Here is a 19,480-nt window from a genome sequence, read left to right as displayed (position 1 = left end):
TTTTAAATATTAAATTATAATTAATATTACTATTTTTATAAAACATTTTACCAACTAACCATGGAGTCCAGATACCATTTGCAAAAACGGGGCAAAATTCTGAAAGAGCCTTATGAGTAGGAAATTAAAAAACGAGATTTATGAAAGAAAGTGAATTATTAGTTCCATTAGATTCAAAGTTTAATATTCAAGGAACAAAACATTATGTATTTAATCAAACAGGAAATATAATGATGTCATCAACAGACCCTGATGGTAATGATATTCCTGAGTCTGTTAGAGAAACTTTCTCTGAAGTATCAGTGTTTTTTGCTGCAATGACTAAATCTATATCTCAGACAATTAATCCTAATTTAATTAAGAAAGTTAAAGTAGGAGGAAAAGAGATTGAACAACCAATGTATTATTCGTTATATGATTATGATGCGTTAGAAGCTATTATTGATGGTTCAGGTTATTTTGTGAGAGTTACTGAACAAGATTTAGTATCTAAAACTAGTACTTACGGTACAACGTTTTCAACAGATTTGCTTTCTGGTGTTATAGGATTAGCAGTTGGTGATGCTATAATACCATTTGCTCAATCTATGTTAGCATCTATAGGGAAAAAATCTGAAGATTATGTGAATTTTAGTATAGCTAACTCGAGTAGTAGTAGTAAGGTAGCCAATATTATTTTTGTGTGTGAATATATAATGGGTATGCCATTAATTTCTGCAATAGTACTATCAGTTGATTCAAGTATTGCTAATTCTACCTACCAAGCAGGTCCTTGTTTTAAAGCAGAATCTACCAAAACTGAGTTGAAAATCCATAAAGATACTTACATGTTTGTTACGCCTTCTTTTATAAAAGAATTCGCTGAGGAACTTAATACAGAAATGAATAATCGTGATTATATTCAGTTGATTAACCATCTAAAAGCTTTAGTTGGCAGATCTCCATTTTTTAATAGTTTTGATACAAAAGTATCTGGAGAAATACGTGAAGGTGAAAATGGATTTATCATTGGGGAATATTTTGGACTTAAGGAAGTTAAATTGACTATAATTGGAACAGATAAAGTTTCTTTTGGTGAAGGAGGAGATAAGGTTATGCCTTCTGAAAATAGTATTTCTTTTTCAGTTTCGGGAACTGAAGAGGCTTCTTTCTCTATCAAAATAGAAGGCACTTGTACAAGCACAGGAAACAGTTATACTTTAACAACTACTTCATTACAATTTAAAGTATAATAGAATTCTAAAATATAAAATTCCTTGATAAATTAGAGAGGTTGTTAAATTATGACGGAAATTGAAAAGTTCTACACCTTTAATCAAACAGGAAATATATTAATTATAACTACTGAAAAGAGCCAGTATAAAATACCTTTAGAAGTTACAAATCTGTTTGATGAGGTTTCAGTTTTTTTTAGTACGATGATAAAGTCTATAAGTCAAACAAAAAAAGATGATGAAAATTCTTATTATTCAATAAATGATTATGATGCGGTAAGCTCTATATTAGATGGTTCGGGGTATTTAATAAACACTTCTAAACAGGAGTTATACTATAAAATTGATGATAATTCTAAAGACTTAGGCAGAGAAATTATCGGTAATGTATTAGGAATAGATCCATCTAGCTCTTCATTATCTTTTGCAGATGGAATGCTAAATTCGATGAAAAAGGACACTTTAAAGAATGTTATAAATGGAGACTTCCATATCAATCCATTAAAAAATAGAGTGTCAACTATATTTTTTATTTGTGAATATTTAATGGGTATGACATGTATAAGCGTGATGGTACTACATTTTAAATTAGACGAAAGTTTGAAATTAAATAAAACTATTCCACCTGAAAGTATATTATCTTTTAAAAAAACTGGTGCATTGCCTTCTGCCAACATGAATCAAAAAGTTAATTTTAAGAAAGTTATTAAAATTAAAGAGGCAGTTATTGATAATTCAGGTTCATTAGTTGGTGAGAAAAATTTACTTAACAAAGAAGAGTTTGTCTCTTTAGGGAAATTTATTGAAGTTGATACTAAAGAGCTAGATAATTTAAATAAGGGTTTATTTCAATCACAGATATTAAAAAGTAAAGATATAGAATCTTTAAATTTTGTTCATTTTAGAAAAGATACATATAACTTTATAAGTCCTAAAGCATTGAGTTTGTATGCTAAAGAATATAATGTACAAAAAAACAATTACGACATATTAAAAATGAAAGAGGAATTTATATCAATGATTAAAAATGTGGAATCCGAAAAACGAATAGAGTAGGAATATATTAGATAATAAAGTATTATGGCAGTTTACAATGTTCAAAAATTCTCCTACGATGGAGGTGATAGCGTATGCTTTGGTCAACAAGATGAGCATAATCATGATAAGGCAGTACAGTTTACTCACGATGTAACTAATTATTTAGTTAGTCAGGGATGTGTAAAAGTTGTAGCTGGTATATTTCAATCAAAACAACCAAGACCTAAAGCAGGAAAAGAATTTAGATGGAATGGTAATAATTGGATAAGGATCTAGCTTCAGTGATTCTAAAAGTTACTAAGACAAAAAAGTACACAATTTTAGGATAGTCTTAAATAAAAACTCCAAAGAATTACAGTTGGAGTTTTTTATTTTATAAATTATTTCTTATTCGCTTTATATCATTTTCTAGCTTTAACAGCCCCAGAAGTGTCCGACATAAGATAAGTCAGGAGAGGAGTAAGTAAGTAGTTAAGAAATTTAGCGCCAATATTACTGGCACCATACCAAAGTGTCTGACCTGCTAACTGTTTAATTGCTGCCAATAGAACGGAATTTTGAACTCGAATTTAGTAATTAAAGTGGAATTTCTGTTCTAAAAGAAAGAACTATTGTGTCTTTTATAAAAAAATATAGAAGTTGCCTACTTAACTGTATAACATAAATCGATAAATAGTAATGGTTTGTGTAGTTTTGTGAATTGTTTTTTGGACTTACAGGGAGTTAATCTGATAAAAAGGCTATGGCCAAATATATTAAAGCATTAAAATGTCCGCAGTGCGGTAGTGTAAAGAAGCAGGAGTATAAAGAAGATCATTATATCTGTAGTAACTGTGGTACCGAATATTTTTTGGACAATGATGATATTCACGTCAATATTAAACATACTTACAACAGTGAAAAAGCCCCCTCTCTGCGGGATAAAAACCGTAAAAATATTATTTATTTCTTAATCTTTATTGTGGGGATTACTCTTTTTTCGACTCTTATTACCTCACTATGGGAAGGAAAAAACGTTGTTAACACTATACATGCTAATAAAAATTATAGCGAGCGCATAGAATCTTATTTAGCATACCCGGGAAAACACCCTGAAGATATTGTCGTAATGTTTAAAGTAGAACGTAGAAATAGTTCCGCCGAAGAAAAAAGAGAGCAATATTTCATTCGTTTCTACGACCCTATACATCAGAAGGTGTTAAATGAAGAGGAAATGGTGGACTGGAAAGATGGATATCACTTGCGCTCCCGAAAATTTAGTGATGGAAAATGGTACTTATTGCCTGATAAAAGCAGCCGTCTTTATCAGTTGAATGAAGAGCGGAATGCATTGGAAGAGATAACTGATGAGATTTTTGGTGCCGTACCAGAATTGTCCTCGGGTATTGCTACCTTGGATTTTGTAAATAAAGAAAATGGAGACGGATTCCGGTTAATGACAAATGACGGTAGAGAATTTTATTATTATCCCATTGTCCAAAAGCTGTATAAGGATTTTAAGGAGCTTCGTGAATCCTACCTTGGTCTGAAAAGTTTAAAGGACGATGCTGTAGAGAGTATTCGCTTTATTTTCACTGAGAAGAGTCATGAATATCCCGATGAAAAAAGACAGTTGATTAAATATCGCTATAAAAATAATCTAGGTTATCCCATTCAATTGCCTTACAGCAACCAAACGAAGTGGCAAAAGGTCTATAATTTTAATAATCGTTTGGGCACCACCTCCTATGATAAAAAGCTGTTCCAAAACTCTCGGATTAGTGAATTCAGGGATCTTACGCCTGATAGGCTTTACTTTAGTGCCGAAATAATGTACCAAGATAAAGATAACCTGTACATTAAAGGTCTGCCGAACGCCAATCCTGAAGGTAAGATGTACATACAGAAAATTGATACAGAAACTGGAGCGGTACTATGGACATACACACCGGAAGAGGATGTTTATGCGTATGGCACAGATTTTTTTGTATACGCTAATGGAGTGGTTTTTGATTATTATAATTATGGCGCTCCAGGTCGTATAAATAAAATTGTGGTGTTGGATAATGCAGGTAAAGAAATTAGCACCATGGATCAAGACAAACTATTTAATTAAAAAGCTATGGGATTATTCCGTTTTTTTAAGAAACAGCTTGCTACTGTAGTTGAATGGCAACCGCAGGAAGCAGATAGGTTATTTTGGAAGTTTCCTGCAGTCACAGACGAAATTAAAAATGCCAGTAAGCTGATTGTAGCACCAGGGCAAGGTTGTATTCTAGTGTACGAAGGGAAGGTCGTTAATGTGATTGATAGCGAAGGAGTTTATAATCTTTCTACAAGCAATCATCCCTTTATTACCTCTCTATTAAAGTTCGCTCAACTTTTTGAAAGTGAGCACAAAATGGGGCTCTATTTTTATCGAAAAGCTCAAGTTTTAAATCAGGGGTGGGGGACATCTGCGCCTATTAAATATATAGACGAAGAATATAATATACCTGTACAGCTTTCCGCCTACGGTAATTTTTCTTACCGATTATTAGAAGCTGAAAAGTTTTTTATAGAGTATGTGGGCGCGCAAGATGAATATACTACGATGGAATTTAGAGAAGTAGCCCAGTCCCGTATACCACAAATTTTCGCTTCTTATCTAGCGAAAGAAAAAATTCCTTACCTGAAAATCGATCAGCAGGTAAACGAATTGGCTAAAGGCGTAGGTCTGGAGCTGGCTACTGAGTTTGATAATTTCGGTTTGGAGTTATTGGATTTTCGGATTGAAGGCAATTCTTTTGATAAAGACACACAGGAACGTATCGGTAGGATAGCGGATGTTTCTGCTGATACACAAGCGGCAAGTGAAGGCGGCCTGACTTACGCGCAATTGGAAAAGTTGCGTGCTTTACGAGATTCTGCCCAAAATGAGGGCGGGGTAGCTGGTGTTGGTGTAGCCTTGGGGGCGGGGGTTAGTATGGGCAAGATGTTTAGCGATCAGGTTGATGAAGTAACGCAACCTGTAAAAGGTAAGGACCCGGTAGAGCAGTTGCGTAAACTGAAACTGCTTTTTGATGAGGAAATTCTAACGAAGGAAGAATACGAAGAAAAGAAAAAGGCTTATTTGAATGATTTGTAAAAAATGAACTCCTTTAATAATCAGAAAATTAAAGGAGTTCATTCTATATGCGTTATTTTTTTAAGGTGTTTTTATACACTTTACCATCTTTTATAATTACAACGAAATTTTTATCAGGGTCGGCAATTAATTTTAAATCTTTTAATGGATCCCCATCTACTAATAGAACATCGGCTAGTGCTCCCTCACTGATTACGCCAAGTTTACCGGCATAAGGGCTTCTTAATCCTGCCATTTGCAACAATTCTCCATTATCTTGTGTGACCATTTTTAAGATCTCAGCATTTGTAAACCATTTTTGTAGTCGCAGGATAAATTGGTTTTGTTGTTCATTTAATTCAGGCTCGAATAAAAAGTCTGTTCCCCAAGCTAGTTTAACTTTGTGTTTCTTTGCCAAAGGCCATACCTTTTCTTGTCCTTCAATGACGGGTTTGCGTTTAGCTATACGTTGAGGATCCATATCTGGAGTGTCATCGACCAAATTCTGTAAGCTTAGCCAAATATCTTTTTCAGCGATAAGCTTTATAGTTTCTTCATCCAATAGTTGTCCGTGTTCTATACTTCTCACACCTGCTTCTATTGCTCTGCGTATGGCCCTTGGTGTATACGCATGGACAGTAACATAGGTGCCCCAGTCTTCAGCTGCTTCTACTGCAGCTTTCATTTCATCTAAAGTGTACTGCGTGACATCTACAGGGTCATAAGCGGATGATGTTCCTCCGCCTGCCATTAATTTGATTTGGCTTGCTCCAAAACGTAAGTTTTCCCGCACCGCCGTTAACACCTCATCACGGCCATCGGCAATGAAGGTTGCTCCATATCTTTCGGCACGTGATACTTCTCCAAAGAAGCGGCGTGATCTTTCGTTTGGTGTGCGGAAGTCGCCATGACCAGCGGTTTGACTAATGGTAGCCCCCGAAGGCCAGATTCTGGGACCTGTTATTTTACCAGCATCAATAGCTGCTTTTAACGGAAAAATAGGCCCCCCCACATCACGTATGCTGGTAAAGCCTCGCATAAGCATTTTGTGAGCTGATTGACTGATCGTTTTAAGAAGAAATTCCTCCGATAGGTCGTTCGTTACCATTTGAGGCATCGTTAATGAACCAAAAACCATGTGGACGTGTGCGTCTATTAAGCCTGGCATTAATGTTTTTCCAGAACCATTTATTTTAATGACATCTTTCGTATTTACTTTAATCGGCGACATACTGATTGTCTCAATGGTGTTGCCTTTTATTAAAACATGACGCCGATCGGTTAAAGACTGTGTCTCGTGATCCAATATTCGGACATTCTCTAATAAGATTTGGTCTTGCTGTGCTTGAGCAGAGAAAATAGAGATCGCACTGAAAAGTAAAGTGCATAGATAGACTAATCGCATAAGCAGCTTTTGTTTTGGTGTTTACTAAGGTACGAATATTTAATCTTTTTAAGTACGTCGATGTTAATTCATAATTAATTTAAGCAGTTACTGTTAAAACCGATTTGCTGAATGGATCATCAGTTTTTTCAAGATCAAGGAAGATTGTTAAAAGTGCATTTTTAATTTTTCTTAATTATCTTTAGTGGCATGTAGTAGTTTATTTAGTGCTATTTGGTAGAAAAGGTTATGAAAGAATTGATTGATTTGTTAGCGAAAAAGTATGAGGTTTTAGAATCATCTCTGAACCTTTTATTAAACAACATGACTAAAGTGGCTTTTGAAAACCATGATGTTATTGCCGATTCTGGTAATGACACTGCTAATTATTATATTATATCTGCAGGGATATGGAGAAGTTACCGTTATGAGGATGGAGACGAAATCACACTTTGGTTTGAGCGTTATGGAGATATTATGTACAGTGAAATAGCACCAACTTATAGTATTGAGTCTGTCGGGAATAGTGAAGCATATATGATAAGTAAAGCGGCTTTAGATGAATTGTGTTTGCATTCTCATGAAATATCAAACCTCATTCGGATACTGATTGAACGTTTTTACTTCGATATTACCCGTGCTTCTGTTGATTTTTCAAGTCAATTAGCCAAAGAACGATATTTAGCTGTTTTAGAGCGGGATCCCGAGTTGTTTCAGTTGGTACCTTTAAAATATATAGCTTCTTTTTTAGGGCTAACCCCGCAGTCATTAAGTCGGATCCGTAGAGAAATTTTTTCCAAGTAGGTGAAGTTACCAAATGATAACCCGAATAGGCGTTGATATTGTCTATCATTGCATGATTTTTAATAGTGCTATGTTATGACGGAAAATATGGATTTAGTGAACTGGAAGAAGAAGTTTGTTTTTATATGGACAGGACAAACATTTTCTATTCTTACAAGCTCTATTGCACAATTTGCTTTTGTTTTATGGATAGGGCTAGAAACTGGCTCGGCTAAGGTGTTGGCGTATGCAACTATTGCAGGGCTATTACCTCAAATAGTTTTAGGACCTTTCGCTGGTGTATTCGTTGATCGTTGGAACAAAAAGATAACAATGATTGCTGCTGATAGCTTTGTGGCATTATGTTCGGCAATAATTGCATTGCTTTTTCACTTGGATATGCTGGAGTTATGGTCTATTTACCTTCTATTGGCTTTACGCTCCATTGGAGGAGCTTTTCATGCACCTGCTTTGAAGTCATTAGTGCCCACTTTAGCGCCTAAAGATCAGATGGTAAGGGTAGCTGGCGTAAATGAAGTCATACAGTCGATTGCGCTAATTAGCGGTCCTGCATTAGGTGCATTTGTATTGCTTAATTATGGTATGAGTGTAGTCATGATGTTGGATGTGGTAGGTGCTTCTATAGCTTGTGTTGCTTTACTTTTTGTTCATGTTGTTAGCCCTAAAATCAAGAGAGAGCCCACAGATTCTGTTGTAAAAGACATGCTAGGGGGCGGGGCCGTGATTTTGAAAAACAAATCTATGTCCTGGCTGCTTTTTACTGAAATTATAGCACGTTTTTTTATCTTTCCGGTTATTGCAGTAACACCTTTAGTAACCTTGAATTATTATCAGGGTACAGCCTATCAGGTCAGTTTGGTAGAGATTGTCTTTGGTATAGGCTTGTTGCTTGGTGGTGGGTTATTAGCTATCGTAAATCAGCGTTATCGAAAGATATCTTTAGCGATTATTGGATACGTGATTTTGGGTGTTGTTTTAATAGTATGCGGCCTATTACCTTCCAGCTATTTTACATTATTTGCTATCTTAACTGTTTTACAAGGTATAGCAGTTCCGCTTTATGAAGGCTCTATTACAGCTTTAATACAGACACAGTTTGATATTAAATATCTGGGTAGAATTTTTGGTATAGTAGGTAGCGTCTGCCAGATTCCTGCTATAATAGGTTTAGTGTTTACGGCACAGCTAGCCGATAAACTTGGCGTGCAAAATGTTTACGTAGCAGGCGGTATGGCACTTTGTTTTTGTGCAGTATTAGTTATTTGTATTCCTAGTGTACGTAATTTAGAAAAGTAACCTTTATCCGTTGTAAACAATTTACCTAACTTTAGCCCTATGATAGCACATCAAGTTATTTTTTCTATAGGTACGAATATAGGTGATCGATTGGCTTATTTACAGGAAGCTGTTTTTGCTATTCAGAAACAGATTGGCACTGTAAAGCAAGTCTCTGCTATTTTTGAAACTTCGTCTTGGGGTTTTAATAGTATGGCCTTTTATAATATTGCTTTACTTGTTGACACATTGCTACATCCTACTGATGTTCTTGAGATAGCTTTATCTATTGAAAAAGAATTGGGACGGAAACGTAAGGAAGGTGTAGGGTATGAGGCACGACCTATTGACATTGATTTAATAAGCTATGATGATCTGGTCTTAGCATCTGAAAAACTTACATTACCCCATCCGCTCATGCATAAAAGAAAGTTTGTTTTGATACCGATGTTGGATTTAGAGATAAATTGGAAGCACCCTATTCTCGGTAAAACGCTAGTTGAGCTGTTAGAGTTATGTGGTGATGATGAGGCAGAGATCCTGAGAATAACTCCTTTTCCGAGGTGATTTATTTAACAAATGCTAAAATTTTTCTTATGTATTGTCGATAGTTTTGTACTGCTTATTTAAGCAGGTGCAATGCGTATATATACTTAATGAATAAATTTTATAAAATGGAAAATAACAAGGGGGCTGTTTCACAATTTGTAGAAAGAAATTTCCTACATTTTAATGCAGCAAGTTTAGTGGATGCTGCAAAGGGGTATGAAGCTCATTTAACAGCAGGAGGTAAAATGCTTGTTTCTTTAGCCGGTGCAATGAGCACTGCCGAGCTTGGCATTTTATTGGCCGAGATGATCCGTCAAGGTAAGGTAGATATTATAAGTTGTACAGGGGCTAATCTTGAGGAAGATATTATGAATTTGGTAGCCCATTCACATTATAAAAGAATCCCCAACTACCGGGATCTGACGCCGCAAGATGAATTGGACTTACTGAACAACAAGTATAATCGTGTCACCGATACGTGTATTCCCGAAGAGGAAGCGTTTCGTAAAATACAACATCATATCGAGAAGATATGGAAAGATGCGGAAGCTAACGGCGAACGTCACTTTCCTCATGAATATATGTATAAGCTTTTATTAAGCGGTGTCTTGGAAGAAGATTATGAAATAGATCCTAAAAACTCTTGGATGTTAGCAGCGGCAGAACGAAACTTACCAATAGTTGTGCCCGGGTGGGAAGATTCAACAATGGGAAATATATTTGCTTCTTATGTCATTAAAGGCCAGTTACAAGCTTCGACTATGAAGAGTGGTATAGAGTATATGGTTTGGCTAGCTGAATATTATGAGAAAAATGCTGTAGGTACTGGGATAGGTTTTTTCCAAATAGGAGGAGGCATAGCTGGTGATTTTGCTATGTGTGTGGCGCCTATGTTGGAGCAAGATTTAGAGAAAGAGAATACCTTGAAATGGCGTTACTACTGTCAGATAACAGATTCGACAACTTCGTTTGGGTCATATTCAGGATGTATTCCGAATGAGAAAATTACTTGGGGAAAATTAGATGTGGATACGCCAAGCTTTGTCATAGAGTCAGATGCCACTATTGTAGCACCACTGATTTTTGCTTGGGTGCTGGGGCAATAGCTTTAGTCTTTATCCATCACCTGCCATAATTCTAATACAGTTACTTATACCTGTGGAAATTACGATATGCCTCACTTAATATGAGGCATATTTTTTTACTGTTTTGCCTTGTTTTGGATTGATCGTTGCTAGTTTGTGTGTTGTTAAGGTATATTCTTATTTGTCATGTTATTGTTTTAAGAGTCAAAAATATAGTATCGTCTTTTGGGTATGAATTTATTCTAACCAATATTCAAAGGCTGTAGTTAATTTATTTTTTTTCTGGTCTAAAAATACTTGTCGGTTGCGGATGATTCTTTATCTTAGCTATTAAAATAAAAATTAAATTTTTAATAGTGTCAAGTCACCATTTAATTTAAGAAAAATGAAAAAATTATTTGCTTTATCCCTAGCAGTCTTAGCTCTTTTAAGCTTTGATGCTAAGGCTTGTACTCGCGTGGTATATAAGGGACCGAATGGTAATATAATTACCGCCCGTAGCATGGATTGGAAAGACGAGATCGCTGCTAATATATGGGTGTTTCCAAGAGGGTTATCTCGTAGTGGAGAGGTTGGGCCGCAGTCTGTTCAATGGAAGTCAAAATATGGTTCTGTAATAGCGTCAGCCTGGGACATTGCTACAACCGATGGGCTGAATGAGAAGGGGCTTGTTGCCAATGTACTTTGGTTGGTGGAATCAAATTATCCAAAGTTTGATCCCGCCGGACAGAAAAAAGGTTTAACTATTTCTGCATGGGCACAGTACGTTTTAGATAATTATGCTACTGTAGCAGAAGCTGTAAATGATTTAAAAGATGAGCCTTTTGTGTTGGTAAGTGATTATATTCCCGGTACGCAGAAATTTACAACCTTGCATCTTTCACTTTCTGATGCTTCAGGTGATAATGCAATTTTCGAGTATATCGATGGTAAATTAGTTATTCACCATAGCCCGAAATATACGGTGATGACAAATTCACCTACATTTGGAGATCAATTAGCACTGAATAACTATTGGGCAGGTATTCCTGGAACCGTGATGTTACCGGGTACTAATCGTGCTGCAGACCGTTTCGTACGTGCTTCATATTATATCAATGCTATTCCACAGACGGAAGACACACGCACATCTGTAGCTAGTGTTTTTAGTGTTATCAGAAACTGTTCAGTTCCTTTTGGTATCAGTTCAGAAAGTGAACCTAATATATCGTCAACGCGTTGGAGATCAGTTGCTGATCAAAAAAATAAGGTTTATTATTTTGAAACGGCTTTAACGCCTAATACGTTTTGGGTAGATTTAAAGAAATTTGATCTGTCAGAAAATGCTAAGACGATGAAGCTTGATTTGACTAATCACGCTACTTTCAGTGGTTTGTCGAACGACAACTTCAAAGAGTCTAAGCCATTTACCTTTGTTGGTATTTAACCTTTATATTTAATCTTAATTCACCAATTAATGATAAAATATTTCAAGTGCCTGCCGATAAGTTTATTCTTTTTAGCAGGCATATTGCTATTTACAGGTTGTATTAAAGATGCATTACCTAATATAGAAGCTGATATTCTCTCTGTAGAGTACAAAGACGACGATTTTTTTGCAGCACCTGTTGTTACAAATGATGAAGTTAAGTTGTATGCGAATGAAGATAAAATTGATCTAAAAGCTTATGCTTTTAGTTTTAAAATGAGCCGCGGAGCAACAAGTATACCGGCTAGTGGTACTGTGCAGGATTTTACCAATCCAGTCATTTACAAAATAACTTCTGAAAACGGGGCGTTTAGTAAAGAGTATACTGTGACGATGACAAATGAGAGAGTTGCTTTTATTCCGTTAGCATTTGATTTTGAGAACTATAGTATAGATCAATATTATAAGTACACTGAGTTTTATGACCTCATACAGGAACGTAGAATCGATACCTGGGATTCTGGAAATTCAGGCTTTGTACTTAGTATTTCTCCTCTGGTCAAAAAGAAAGCCAGTTTATACCCCATGCAGTTTACTAATGAAGCGCATTCGGGAGAAACTGCTGCTATGTTAGAAACAAAATCGACAGGTACTTTCGGGGCGGCCGCTAAAAAACCAATTGCTGCCGGTAATATTTTTCTTGGTGAGTTCGATTCAGGCAATGTTATGGGCGACCCTTTACTGTCTACACATTTTGGTAGACCAATAGGAGCGCCACCGATTGCATTTTCTGGTTTTTACCACTATACACCTGGAAAGAAAGTAATAGATCATAATAGTAATGTCTTGTCCAACGTGAAAGACAGTTGTTCCATAGTAGCCGTATTGTACGACTCAGAAGAGTTGTATTCACGTACAAAACTAGACCATTTGAATGGAACAAATCTTTTGACAGATCCAAGTATCGTAGCAACTGCTTATTTGTATGATGGCAATACAACCAGCTCTAAAACGTATAAAGAATTTAATATACCTTTCGAATACCTAAAGGATAAACCTCACGACGAATCTTTTAATGCCGGCAGATACCGTTTAGCTATCGTGCTAAGTTCCAGTAAAAATGGCGATAGTTTTGTGGGTGCTGTAGGGAGTGTTTTATTGGTTGATGATCTTAAGATTCATACAAATGATTAAGTATATACTATTGACAGTAGTTGCGGTGTTAGTTACAGTGGCTACACATGCGCAGGTTCAGATAGACCGTCTTGTTATACATGCAGGGTTACATATGGGGGGTGTTACGCCAGCATCTATTCCGCGCGAAATCCGATCCGTAGAGAGCTACCAGCCTTTAACCCCGATTGCAATAGGCGTGGAGCTTCCTTTCTATCAGATAAACAATAAGCTTAGCCTTTCTACCGGATTAAACCTGGTCAACAAAGGGATGAAAACAAAAGCTTTTGCAGAAAACTTTAAAGCGATGATTGATTTTGAAGACACACCCTACCAAAACTTCATCGGTTATTTCACAGGTTCTGTACGATCTAATTTCAATAACCTCTATTTGGAGCTGCCTGTCAACCTTCATTATGAGATTAATCACAAATGGAGTATACAAGGCGGTTTTGCTATTGATCGTATCTTATCAAGGTCTTTTGAAGGTGGGGTGCAAAATGCCTATATACGTTTAGGACTGCCCACAACACCAAAAATAGAAATTGATCGCGCTACCTTTGATGTATCTAAACAAATCAGTAAAACGGACTTGACGGTGCATGCTGGAGCGGTTTATGCGCTAAATGATACATGGCAAATTCGAGGAATATTTAATTATGGGCTACGAAATGTAGTTGATGCGCCTACAGAACATTTGCCTATAAAGCTCCACAATACATTCCTCACGTTAGCAGCAGGCTATGTACTGCCTTTCTAGTTATTAGGGAGGCAATATCAACTTTGTCAGCTATAGAGAAAGATATTTATGGAGAATAATTTTGTTTGAGGTCATACTGTATAAGCCGCTTCTTATAAAAGGAGCGGCTTTTATGTTTAATAAATAACTAATACATATTTCTGATTTTCAAACTGTTTATATATGTCGAACCTATCGGAACCACATAAGCCCCAATACTTATTTGATGGCGTTCAATTTTGTCAATTCTATTTTCGTTAACAATGAATGATCTGTGTATTTGAAAAAATGTAGTACTGGGGAGTAAATCAGTTGTTTCTTTTAAAGTGGCTCGGGTAAGGATCTCTTTGTTAGTTAAGACATACCGCATATAATTCCCTGTAGCTTCAATAAATAATATATCTTGGTGATAAACCTTTTGAATGTGGTAGCCGTCCTTTAGAAATATATAAGGTGTAACCTGTTGCTTCGATGATAAAGTATCTAATGCTTTGTTACATGCTTTTAGAAAGCGAGTAAAAGTAAAGGGTTTCAAAAGATAGTCTAAAGCCTCAAGTTCAAAACCCGTGACGGCATGCTCTGAGTATGCGGTAGTGAAAATAATAAGAGGTTTTCGACTTAAGCTATTGTATAATTCTATGCCAGATATATCTGGCATGTTAATATCTAAAAATAATAAATCAACATCGTTGTTAACGAGGTAATTGATCGCGTCAAATGCATTAATGAAGGTATGTTCCAAGATTAAAAAAGGAATTTTTTCGGCATGCTTTTTTATTACCTCTAACGCAAAAGGCTCATCATCTATGGCAATAGCTCTTATCATTTTATAGTATTACTTTTAGTTATTCTAATTTGATAGTTAAAAATATGAAATATTCTGATGTAGTTTCTTCAAAATGAAGCTTATGCTGTCCAGGATATAAAAGTAATAAGCGGTTGATTACATTATTTAACCCTATTCCTGAATTATGTGATTCTGGATCGTTATTCGATCGTGTGTGTATGCTGTTGTATATACTTAGTTTTAACTCTTGCTCATAAACTTGGAGCTGTATGCGTATCCAAGATCTATTTTTAAGACTTATACCGTGTTTAAAAGCGTTCTCAATAAACGGGATTAATAACATCGGGGCAATTTTTAGATTATCGTGTATTTCCTCTGGTAACTCTACTTGTATCATAATAGAGGGGAGGTCGGCAATACGTAGCTTTTGTAAGGCTATATACTCACTAATATAGTTTATTTCACGCGTAAGCAAGATGTTTTCTTGTTGATTTTCATGTAGCATAAACCGCATCATTTCACTAAGTTTATGGATGCCTGAAGCTGTTTTTTCCGCATTTTCTATAAGTGCTATACTATAGAGTGTATTCATGATATTAAATAAAAAATGAGGGTTTATCTGTGACTGTAGGAGTTTTAGGTCTGCAGCTGTTTTCCCTAATTTTTTCTCCAAGCCTAAAATTTGAGATTCTTGTTGATTTTGTTTTGCGAAAGATAAATAAGTGAGAAAAGTAATAACAAAACCTAATATTGCACAAAATGCAATATTAAAACCGTTAAAACTGGCATTGGCAAGACTTAAAGTCATCTCCATAAGGCTGGAGAATAAAGCTATATATACTAAATTACAGAGTATAGATAATGTAATACGAATGATGTTAGAATTATTATATAGTCTTAAATAAGAAAGTAGGTAATATTGATGTGTGACATACACTAGATAACAGAAAGGAATGCTCCACGCAGTTAATGTAGCGAAATATGGACTTGTTTGACAGATAATAAGAAATAGGAAAAAGCCTATTCCGAGAGAGAGAAGAACTTCTCTTATTATTTTTGCACTTAATCTGTCTTCAGAAAATCGGGTGTGCGAGTAAAGGGATGTAAGGGCTGCTTTGCCTGCTGAATATATTAGTAGGCCCAACAAGGTCATTCCACTTAATGCTAGTGGTGGTATGATTTGATTGTGAGGGAGTGGATATATTTCAGAAACAGTGTAATGTGCCAACGACTGGACCGCAAATAGTCCTATAGTCCATACTATCCATTTCTTCATTCTTTGTATAGAAAAATATTCTGGGTAGATGTATAGTAAATAGGTGCTGACAGTAGCATAACCTGTAAAGAGATGTAATTGTAGTGCTACTTGTTTAACATGATCAGAAATATCATGTATCCCTGTAATCATAAAAAAGAGATAAACAATTGTAATTAGAAAAAATTCAATCCAGCGTGTCTTCATAGTATTGGTTTTGAGTATGTTTTTTGTAATGCAAGAATAGCTAGAATTGTCCCTGAATCAAATAAAATGTGATGAACCTCGGAGAAGGTGTGATGAACTAGCGCTTTTTTAGTTTTTGTCGACTATTTCAAACTTTCTAACTACTCTTTATTTGGAATGATTTGGTTGCTATTTACGAGATAGTTTAAGCTTTTCTGTTGGCAATCCGTCTTCCATGCCTATGAAGTAAGTTTTGAACCCAAACTTCTCCAGTAGTTGGCGTGATGCTATGTTGTCAGGATCTATTATACCGATAAGGTCTACGTTGCTAGCTATTATGTCTGCTTTATTAAGTAATAGTCTACATATAGCCGTTCCATAGCCCTTACCCCAAAACTCTTCTTTCAAAATATATCCGATTTCGAGTACATTATGGTCGTATTTATAATACTCTAATTTTGCATCCCCTAAATAAATATCATCGGTGTTATATACTTTAAAATAACCTAGGTCAGTATGGTTGATGTTAGTATCAATTATTGCATTAAATTTGGTTTTGGCCTCTTCTCTGGTTAAACCTTTGCCAGATACATATTTCATGACTTTATCGTCCTTTACTAAGGTATAATAAGCTTCGAAATCTTCAGGATTGTGTTTAACTAAGTATACACTGGGGATTTTTTTCTTTGAAAGCATCATCAAATTTATCGATTTTTTTCATGAATAGTTAGGAGAGAGGGGAAAGGTAAAGTAAAAGCTCTCCGATACTATTTACCAGAGAGCTTGATATATTTGTTGTTTAGTTTAGTTGTAAAGTTGATTAAATAATAACTTAAAAGTTGCGTGACTTTGTGCTCTATTAGTTATTTCCGGGCCAAAAGCGATTAGTTTTCCTTTTCCTACTTTGGCTGCCACGCCTATGCTTGTACCTTTTAGATACTGCTGCCCATGAGCCCAGCCACTTAAAAGTGGTTTATCGGTTGTAATACTACCTAAGGCATATATATCTGCATTATTTTCTACTTTAAACACCGGGCTGTTGTTAAAAACTATATTTACCTGTCCGGTCATTCCGGCATTTTCTGTTTTTGAAAGATCTAAGCTTGCTTGCAATATGCTGGTCGGTATATAGTATTCGGAGCTCGAGAGGCGGATCTGCTTTCCATCTTCCTTGATTTTCATTAAAGGATCCGTAATGGGTAGTCCAAAATGATAAACCAATTCGGATGAACTTCCAATAGTTAATACCTGCCCACCATTTTCGACATACTTCTTTAATATGGGTATAGAGCTTTCCCTGCTTACCTGCCCTAGTAAATGAGCATATTTTTCAGGTACGAGATCAGCATCGGGTTGTCTAAACATCGTCGCAGCAGCATTCCTTGACGGAATACCTTGCCCCACAAAGAGAAGGATATCGTACTTTTCAATATCGTTATTGTCTATATTTTTCGGGTAAAATAGCTCGTAAGAAAAGCCATACTGTTCCAGTATCCAGCGCACCCACCCCGAAGGCATAGAGCCACCATAATGGTCAAATAAACCTATTTTTAAAGGCTTTACAGCCTTTAGATTTTTTGGTTGCTTGTCGATTGTCTCTATCGTTAAGCCTAAATCTTGCGACAGTTCTTGCAGCAAACCTCTCTGTTTACCTGTTACATAAAACTGCTTTGTATCTATATCTTGTTGTAGTTTTATCCCCTTATTTATAAGTCGGTTAGCAAGTAAAAAAGCATCGTTCGCTTTGCCATTAATAAGGTATCCGCCTTTGCTCTCCGATAAATTGCCACTTGATGCCACTAAAAGCACGCCATGGGGTTTACGATCAAAAGGACCTGTTACATCTTCATAAAACCTATCATATTGAACGCCCATCTGTAAGCCCAATGTCCAGCCTGCGGCATCATACGGACGCACTGGTGGTCCACCTTCATACTCGGTATCATGTGGATGGTCTTGTGGCTCGAACATATCGATAATCTGCGGGCGGAAAGCTTGATTAGTTTTTACTATAATAGAATTTTTCGGGTACTGCTTGCCGTTCACTGTAAATTGATCATTCGCTTGGTATACATAAACGCCTGATTTAATAAGTGCATTTACAAACTTTACAGCTGTTCCGAAGTCCGCTTGATCGGCAGGGAGTATAAAAACTCTTGGGTCTCTATTTTCTGCACTTCGGTACAAGCTATCATAATATGAAGCGGGAATTCGCCTTGTATTATAACCAGAAGAGCTCCCTGTCTTCACTTTACCCGATTTGATATCCTCCTGGTAGGCAGTTTGCACTGCATCTATATATTTTGGATAGGCTGTCCAATGGTTACTACTTCCTCTATCGATCGAGTTTTTTCCCATTTTATAAAAATTGTAAAGCAGTTTATCTCCATTCCGAGCAGCATAGTCCAGTATGGCTAGGTTCATAGAAACCGAATAATCTATAGAACGCTTAAAATGCCATTTTTGTGGTGCAATAGGGTTAGGCAAACCATTTCTAGGTATTTGTCGTTCGGCTACAAAAGGTATTTCGGATGGCGTGGGGCTTCCGGTTGTTTCCGTTAATATACCAATCATGTTGTGAAAGTATGGAGATGTTCTAAGTCCACCATTCCACCAAGTGGAAAACATCGATTGGTCCATGCGTACGTAGCCCGGTTTGTCTTCTTCATTCAACCTATTGATCATGGCAAAACCTACACCGTCTATTCCCGAAACCACCAAGGGGTCATATACATGATTAAAAGGATCACGGTATGGCGGGCCTGCAACTACAGTGCCTTCTGGTGAAGTTTGGTGATGATTGTAAACAATTTGAGGAAGCCAGTCCACATACATAACCTTAGCGAGGTTGGTTGCTTCTTTCATGTTGTACATAAAGAAATCCCTGTTGTTGTCGTGTCCTACATACTTTTGGTACATCGTTGGAATAGACATATTCCGTTTTGTAGGGTCTTCGTATTGCATATACCAATCTGCGAGCAGATCCTGTCCGTCCGGGTTTACATGCCACATCAAAACAACCACCTTATCCAAGTAATTTAGAATCTCTTTCTCATTACTGGATGTCAGCTTATAGAGTGTCTCAATTAATTGGTGCGAGCCCACCATTTCGTTGGAGTGCATACCTCCATCGATCCAGACAATAGGTTTTCCTTCGGTTGATAGTTTTTTTGCTTCCTCCTCGCTTATACCTTCGGCCCGCCCTAGCGATTGCGATATTTGCCTGTACTTCTCTCTGTTCGCTAAGTTCTCTGGAGAAGAAATGACAAGGAGATATTGTTGGCGGCCTTCTTCCGTCATGCCCGCTTTCTCCATATGTACACGATTTGACTCTTTAGCTACTTTAAGAAAGTAGCTTTCCATCATTTTGTAATTTGCGATCTTATAATCTTCGCCTATTTCGAATCCGAAATGTGACTTTGGGTCACTGATCTGCTGGGCGTGTGCAGTACCTATTGCTAGGGCTAATAAGCAACTAAGAATACTTTTTATCTTCAT

General features: G+C 36.4%; 17 protein-coding genes. 12 read left to right on the top strand and 5 right to left on the bottom strand.

The window, feature by feature from the left end:
* The first annotated feature begins 140 nt into the window (after positions 1–140).
* The 5 genes from ORI89_RS06615 to ORI89_RS06595 all read left to right on the top strand — a co-directional run bounded on the left by ORI89_RS06615 (position 141) and on the right by ORI89_RS06595 (position 5,358).
* A complete protein-coding gene (locus tag ORI89_RS06615) occupies positions 141–1,232 on the top strand; it encodes a hypothetical protein (RefSeq protein ID WP_268229655.1) in 1,092 nt (363 codons plus the stop codon).
* A 51-nt stretch (positions 1,233–1,283) separates the two neighbouring features.
* Entirely contained in the window at positions 1,284–2,270 is a 987-nt protein-coding gene (locus ORI89_RS06610; protein WP_268229654.1) for a hypothetical protein, read from the top strand.
* Positions 2,271–2,294: 24 nt separating this feature from the next.
* Positions 2,295–2,528 carry a hypothetical protein gene (locus tag ORI89_RS06605; RefSeq protein WP_268229653.1) on the top strand — a complete coding sequence of 78 codons (234 nt, stop codon included), beginning with the start codon at positions 2,295–2,297 and terminating at the stop codon, positions 2,526–2,528.
* Positions 2,529–2,994: 466 nt separating this feature from the next.
* Positions 2,995–4,347, top strand: coding sequence for a hypothetical protein (locus tag ORI89_RS06600; protein ID WP_268229652.1), 1,353 nt, complete (start codon positions 2,995–2,997; stop codon positions 4,345–4,347).
* A gap of 6 nt (positions 4,348–4,353) precedes the next feature.
* A complete protein-coding gene (locus ORI89_RS06595; RefSeq protein WP_268229651.1) occupies positions 4,354–5,358 on the top strand; it encodes an SPFH domain-containing protein in 1,005 nt (334 codons plus the stop codon).
* Between the two features lie 52 nt (positions 5,359–5,410).
* Here ORI89_RS06595 and ORI89_RS06590 read toward each other — a convergent pair whose 3' ends face one another.
* The gene (locus ORI89_RS06590; RefSeq protein ID WP_268229650.1) at positions 5,411–6,742 is read right to left on the bottom strand and encodes an amidohydrolase family protein; all 1,332 of its coding nucleotides are present in this window, start codon (positions 6,740–6,742) and stop codon (positions 5,411–5,413) included.
* Positions 6,743–6,970: 228 nt separating this feature from the next.
* On the opposite strand from ORI89_RS06590, the gene ORI89_RS06585 reads away from it, so the two are divergent.
* From ORI89_RS06585 to ORI89_RS06555, 7 genes are all read left to right on the top strand, one after another.
* Complete coding sequence (locus ORI89_RS06585) at positions 6,971–7,525, top strand: Crp/Fnr family transcriptional regulator (RefSeq protein WP_268229649.1); 555 nt, start codon at positions 6,971–6,973, stop codon at positions 7,523–7,525.
* A gap of 75 nt (positions 7,526–7,600) precedes the next feature.
* Complete coding sequence (locus ORI89_RS06580) at positions 7,601–8,821, top strand: MFS transporter (protein WP_268229648.1); 1,221 nt, start codon at positions 7,601–7,603, stop codon at positions 8,819–8,821.
* Between the two features lie 39 nt (positions 8,822–8,860).
* A complete protein-coding gene (folK, locus tag ORI89_RS06575; RefSeq protein WP_268229647.1) occupies positions 8,861–9,367 on the top strand; it encodes a 2-amino-4-hydroxy-6-hydroxymethyldihydropteridine diphosphokinase in 507 nt (168 codons plus the stop codon).
* A 107-nt stretch (positions 9,368–9,474) separates the two neighbouring features.
* Positions 9,475–10,455 carry a deoxyhypusine synthase family protein gene (locus ORI89_RS06570; protein ID WP_268229646.1) on the top strand — a complete coding sequence of 327 codons (981 nt, stop codon included), beginning with the start codon at positions 9,475–9,477 and terminating at the stop codon, positions 10,453–10,455.
* 364 nt (positions 10,456–10,819) lie between these two features.
* Positions 10,820–11,860, top strand: a complete 1,041-nt coding sequence (locus tag ORI89_RS06565; protein WP_268229645.1) for a linear amide C-N hydrolase — start codon at positions 10,820–10,822, stop codon at positions 11,858–11,860.
* A gap of 30 nt (positions 11,861–11,890) precedes the next feature.
* The gene (locus ORI89_RS06560) at positions 11,891–13,036 is read left to right on the top strand and encodes a PCMD domain-containing protein (protein WP_268229644.1); all 1,146 of its coding nucleotides are present in this window, start codon (positions 11,891–11,893) and stop codon (positions 13,034–13,036) included.
* On the top strand, positions 13,029–13,775 hold the full coding sequence (locus ORI89_RS06555) for an outer membrane beta-barrel protein (protein WP_268229643.1): 747 nt from the start codon (positions 13,029–13,031) through the stop codon (positions 13,773–13,775). The genes ORI89_RS06560 and ORI89_RS06555 overlap by 8 nt, the downstream gene beginning before the upstream one ends.
* 127 nt (positions 13,776–13,902) lie before the next feature.
* On the opposite strand, the gene ORI89_RS06550 is transcribed toward ORI89_RS06555, so the two are convergent.
* From ORI89_RS06550 to ORI89_RS06535, 4 genes are all read right to left on the bottom strand, one after another.
* Positions 13,903–14,580, bottom strand: a complete 678-nt coding sequence (locus ORI89_RS06550; RefSeq protein WP_268229642.1) for a LytR/AlgR family response regulator transcription factor — start codon at positions 14,578–14,580, stop codon at positions 13,903–13,905.
* Between the two features lie 19 nt (positions 14,581–14,599).
* Positions 14,600–15,949, bottom strand: coding sequence for a sensor histidine kinase (locus ORI89_RS06545; RefSeq protein ID WP_268229641.1), 1,350 nt, complete (start codon positions 15,947–15,949; stop codon positions 14,600–14,602).
* A 222-nt stretch (positions 15,950–16,171) separates the two neighbouring features.
* A complete protein-coding gene (locus ORI89_RS06540; RefSeq protein ID WP_268229640.1) occupies positions 16,172–16,681 on the bottom strand; it encodes a GNAT family N-acetyltransferase in 510 nt (169 codons plus the stop codon).
* 105 nt (positions 16,682–16,786) lie between these two features.
* Complete coding sequence (locus tag ORI89_RS06535; protein WP_268229639.1) at positions 16,787–19,480, bottom strand: M14 family metallopeptidase; 2,694 nt, start codon at positions 19,478–19,480, stop codon at positions 16,787–16,789.

This window comes from Sphingobacterium sp. UT-1RO-CII-1, from assembly GCF_026711005.1.
Classification (GTDB): domain Bacteria; phylum Bacteroidota; class Bacteroidia; order Sphingobacteriales; family Sphingobacteriaceae; genus Sphingobacterium.
This window is presented reverse-complemented; position numbering and strand designations above follow the sequence as displayed.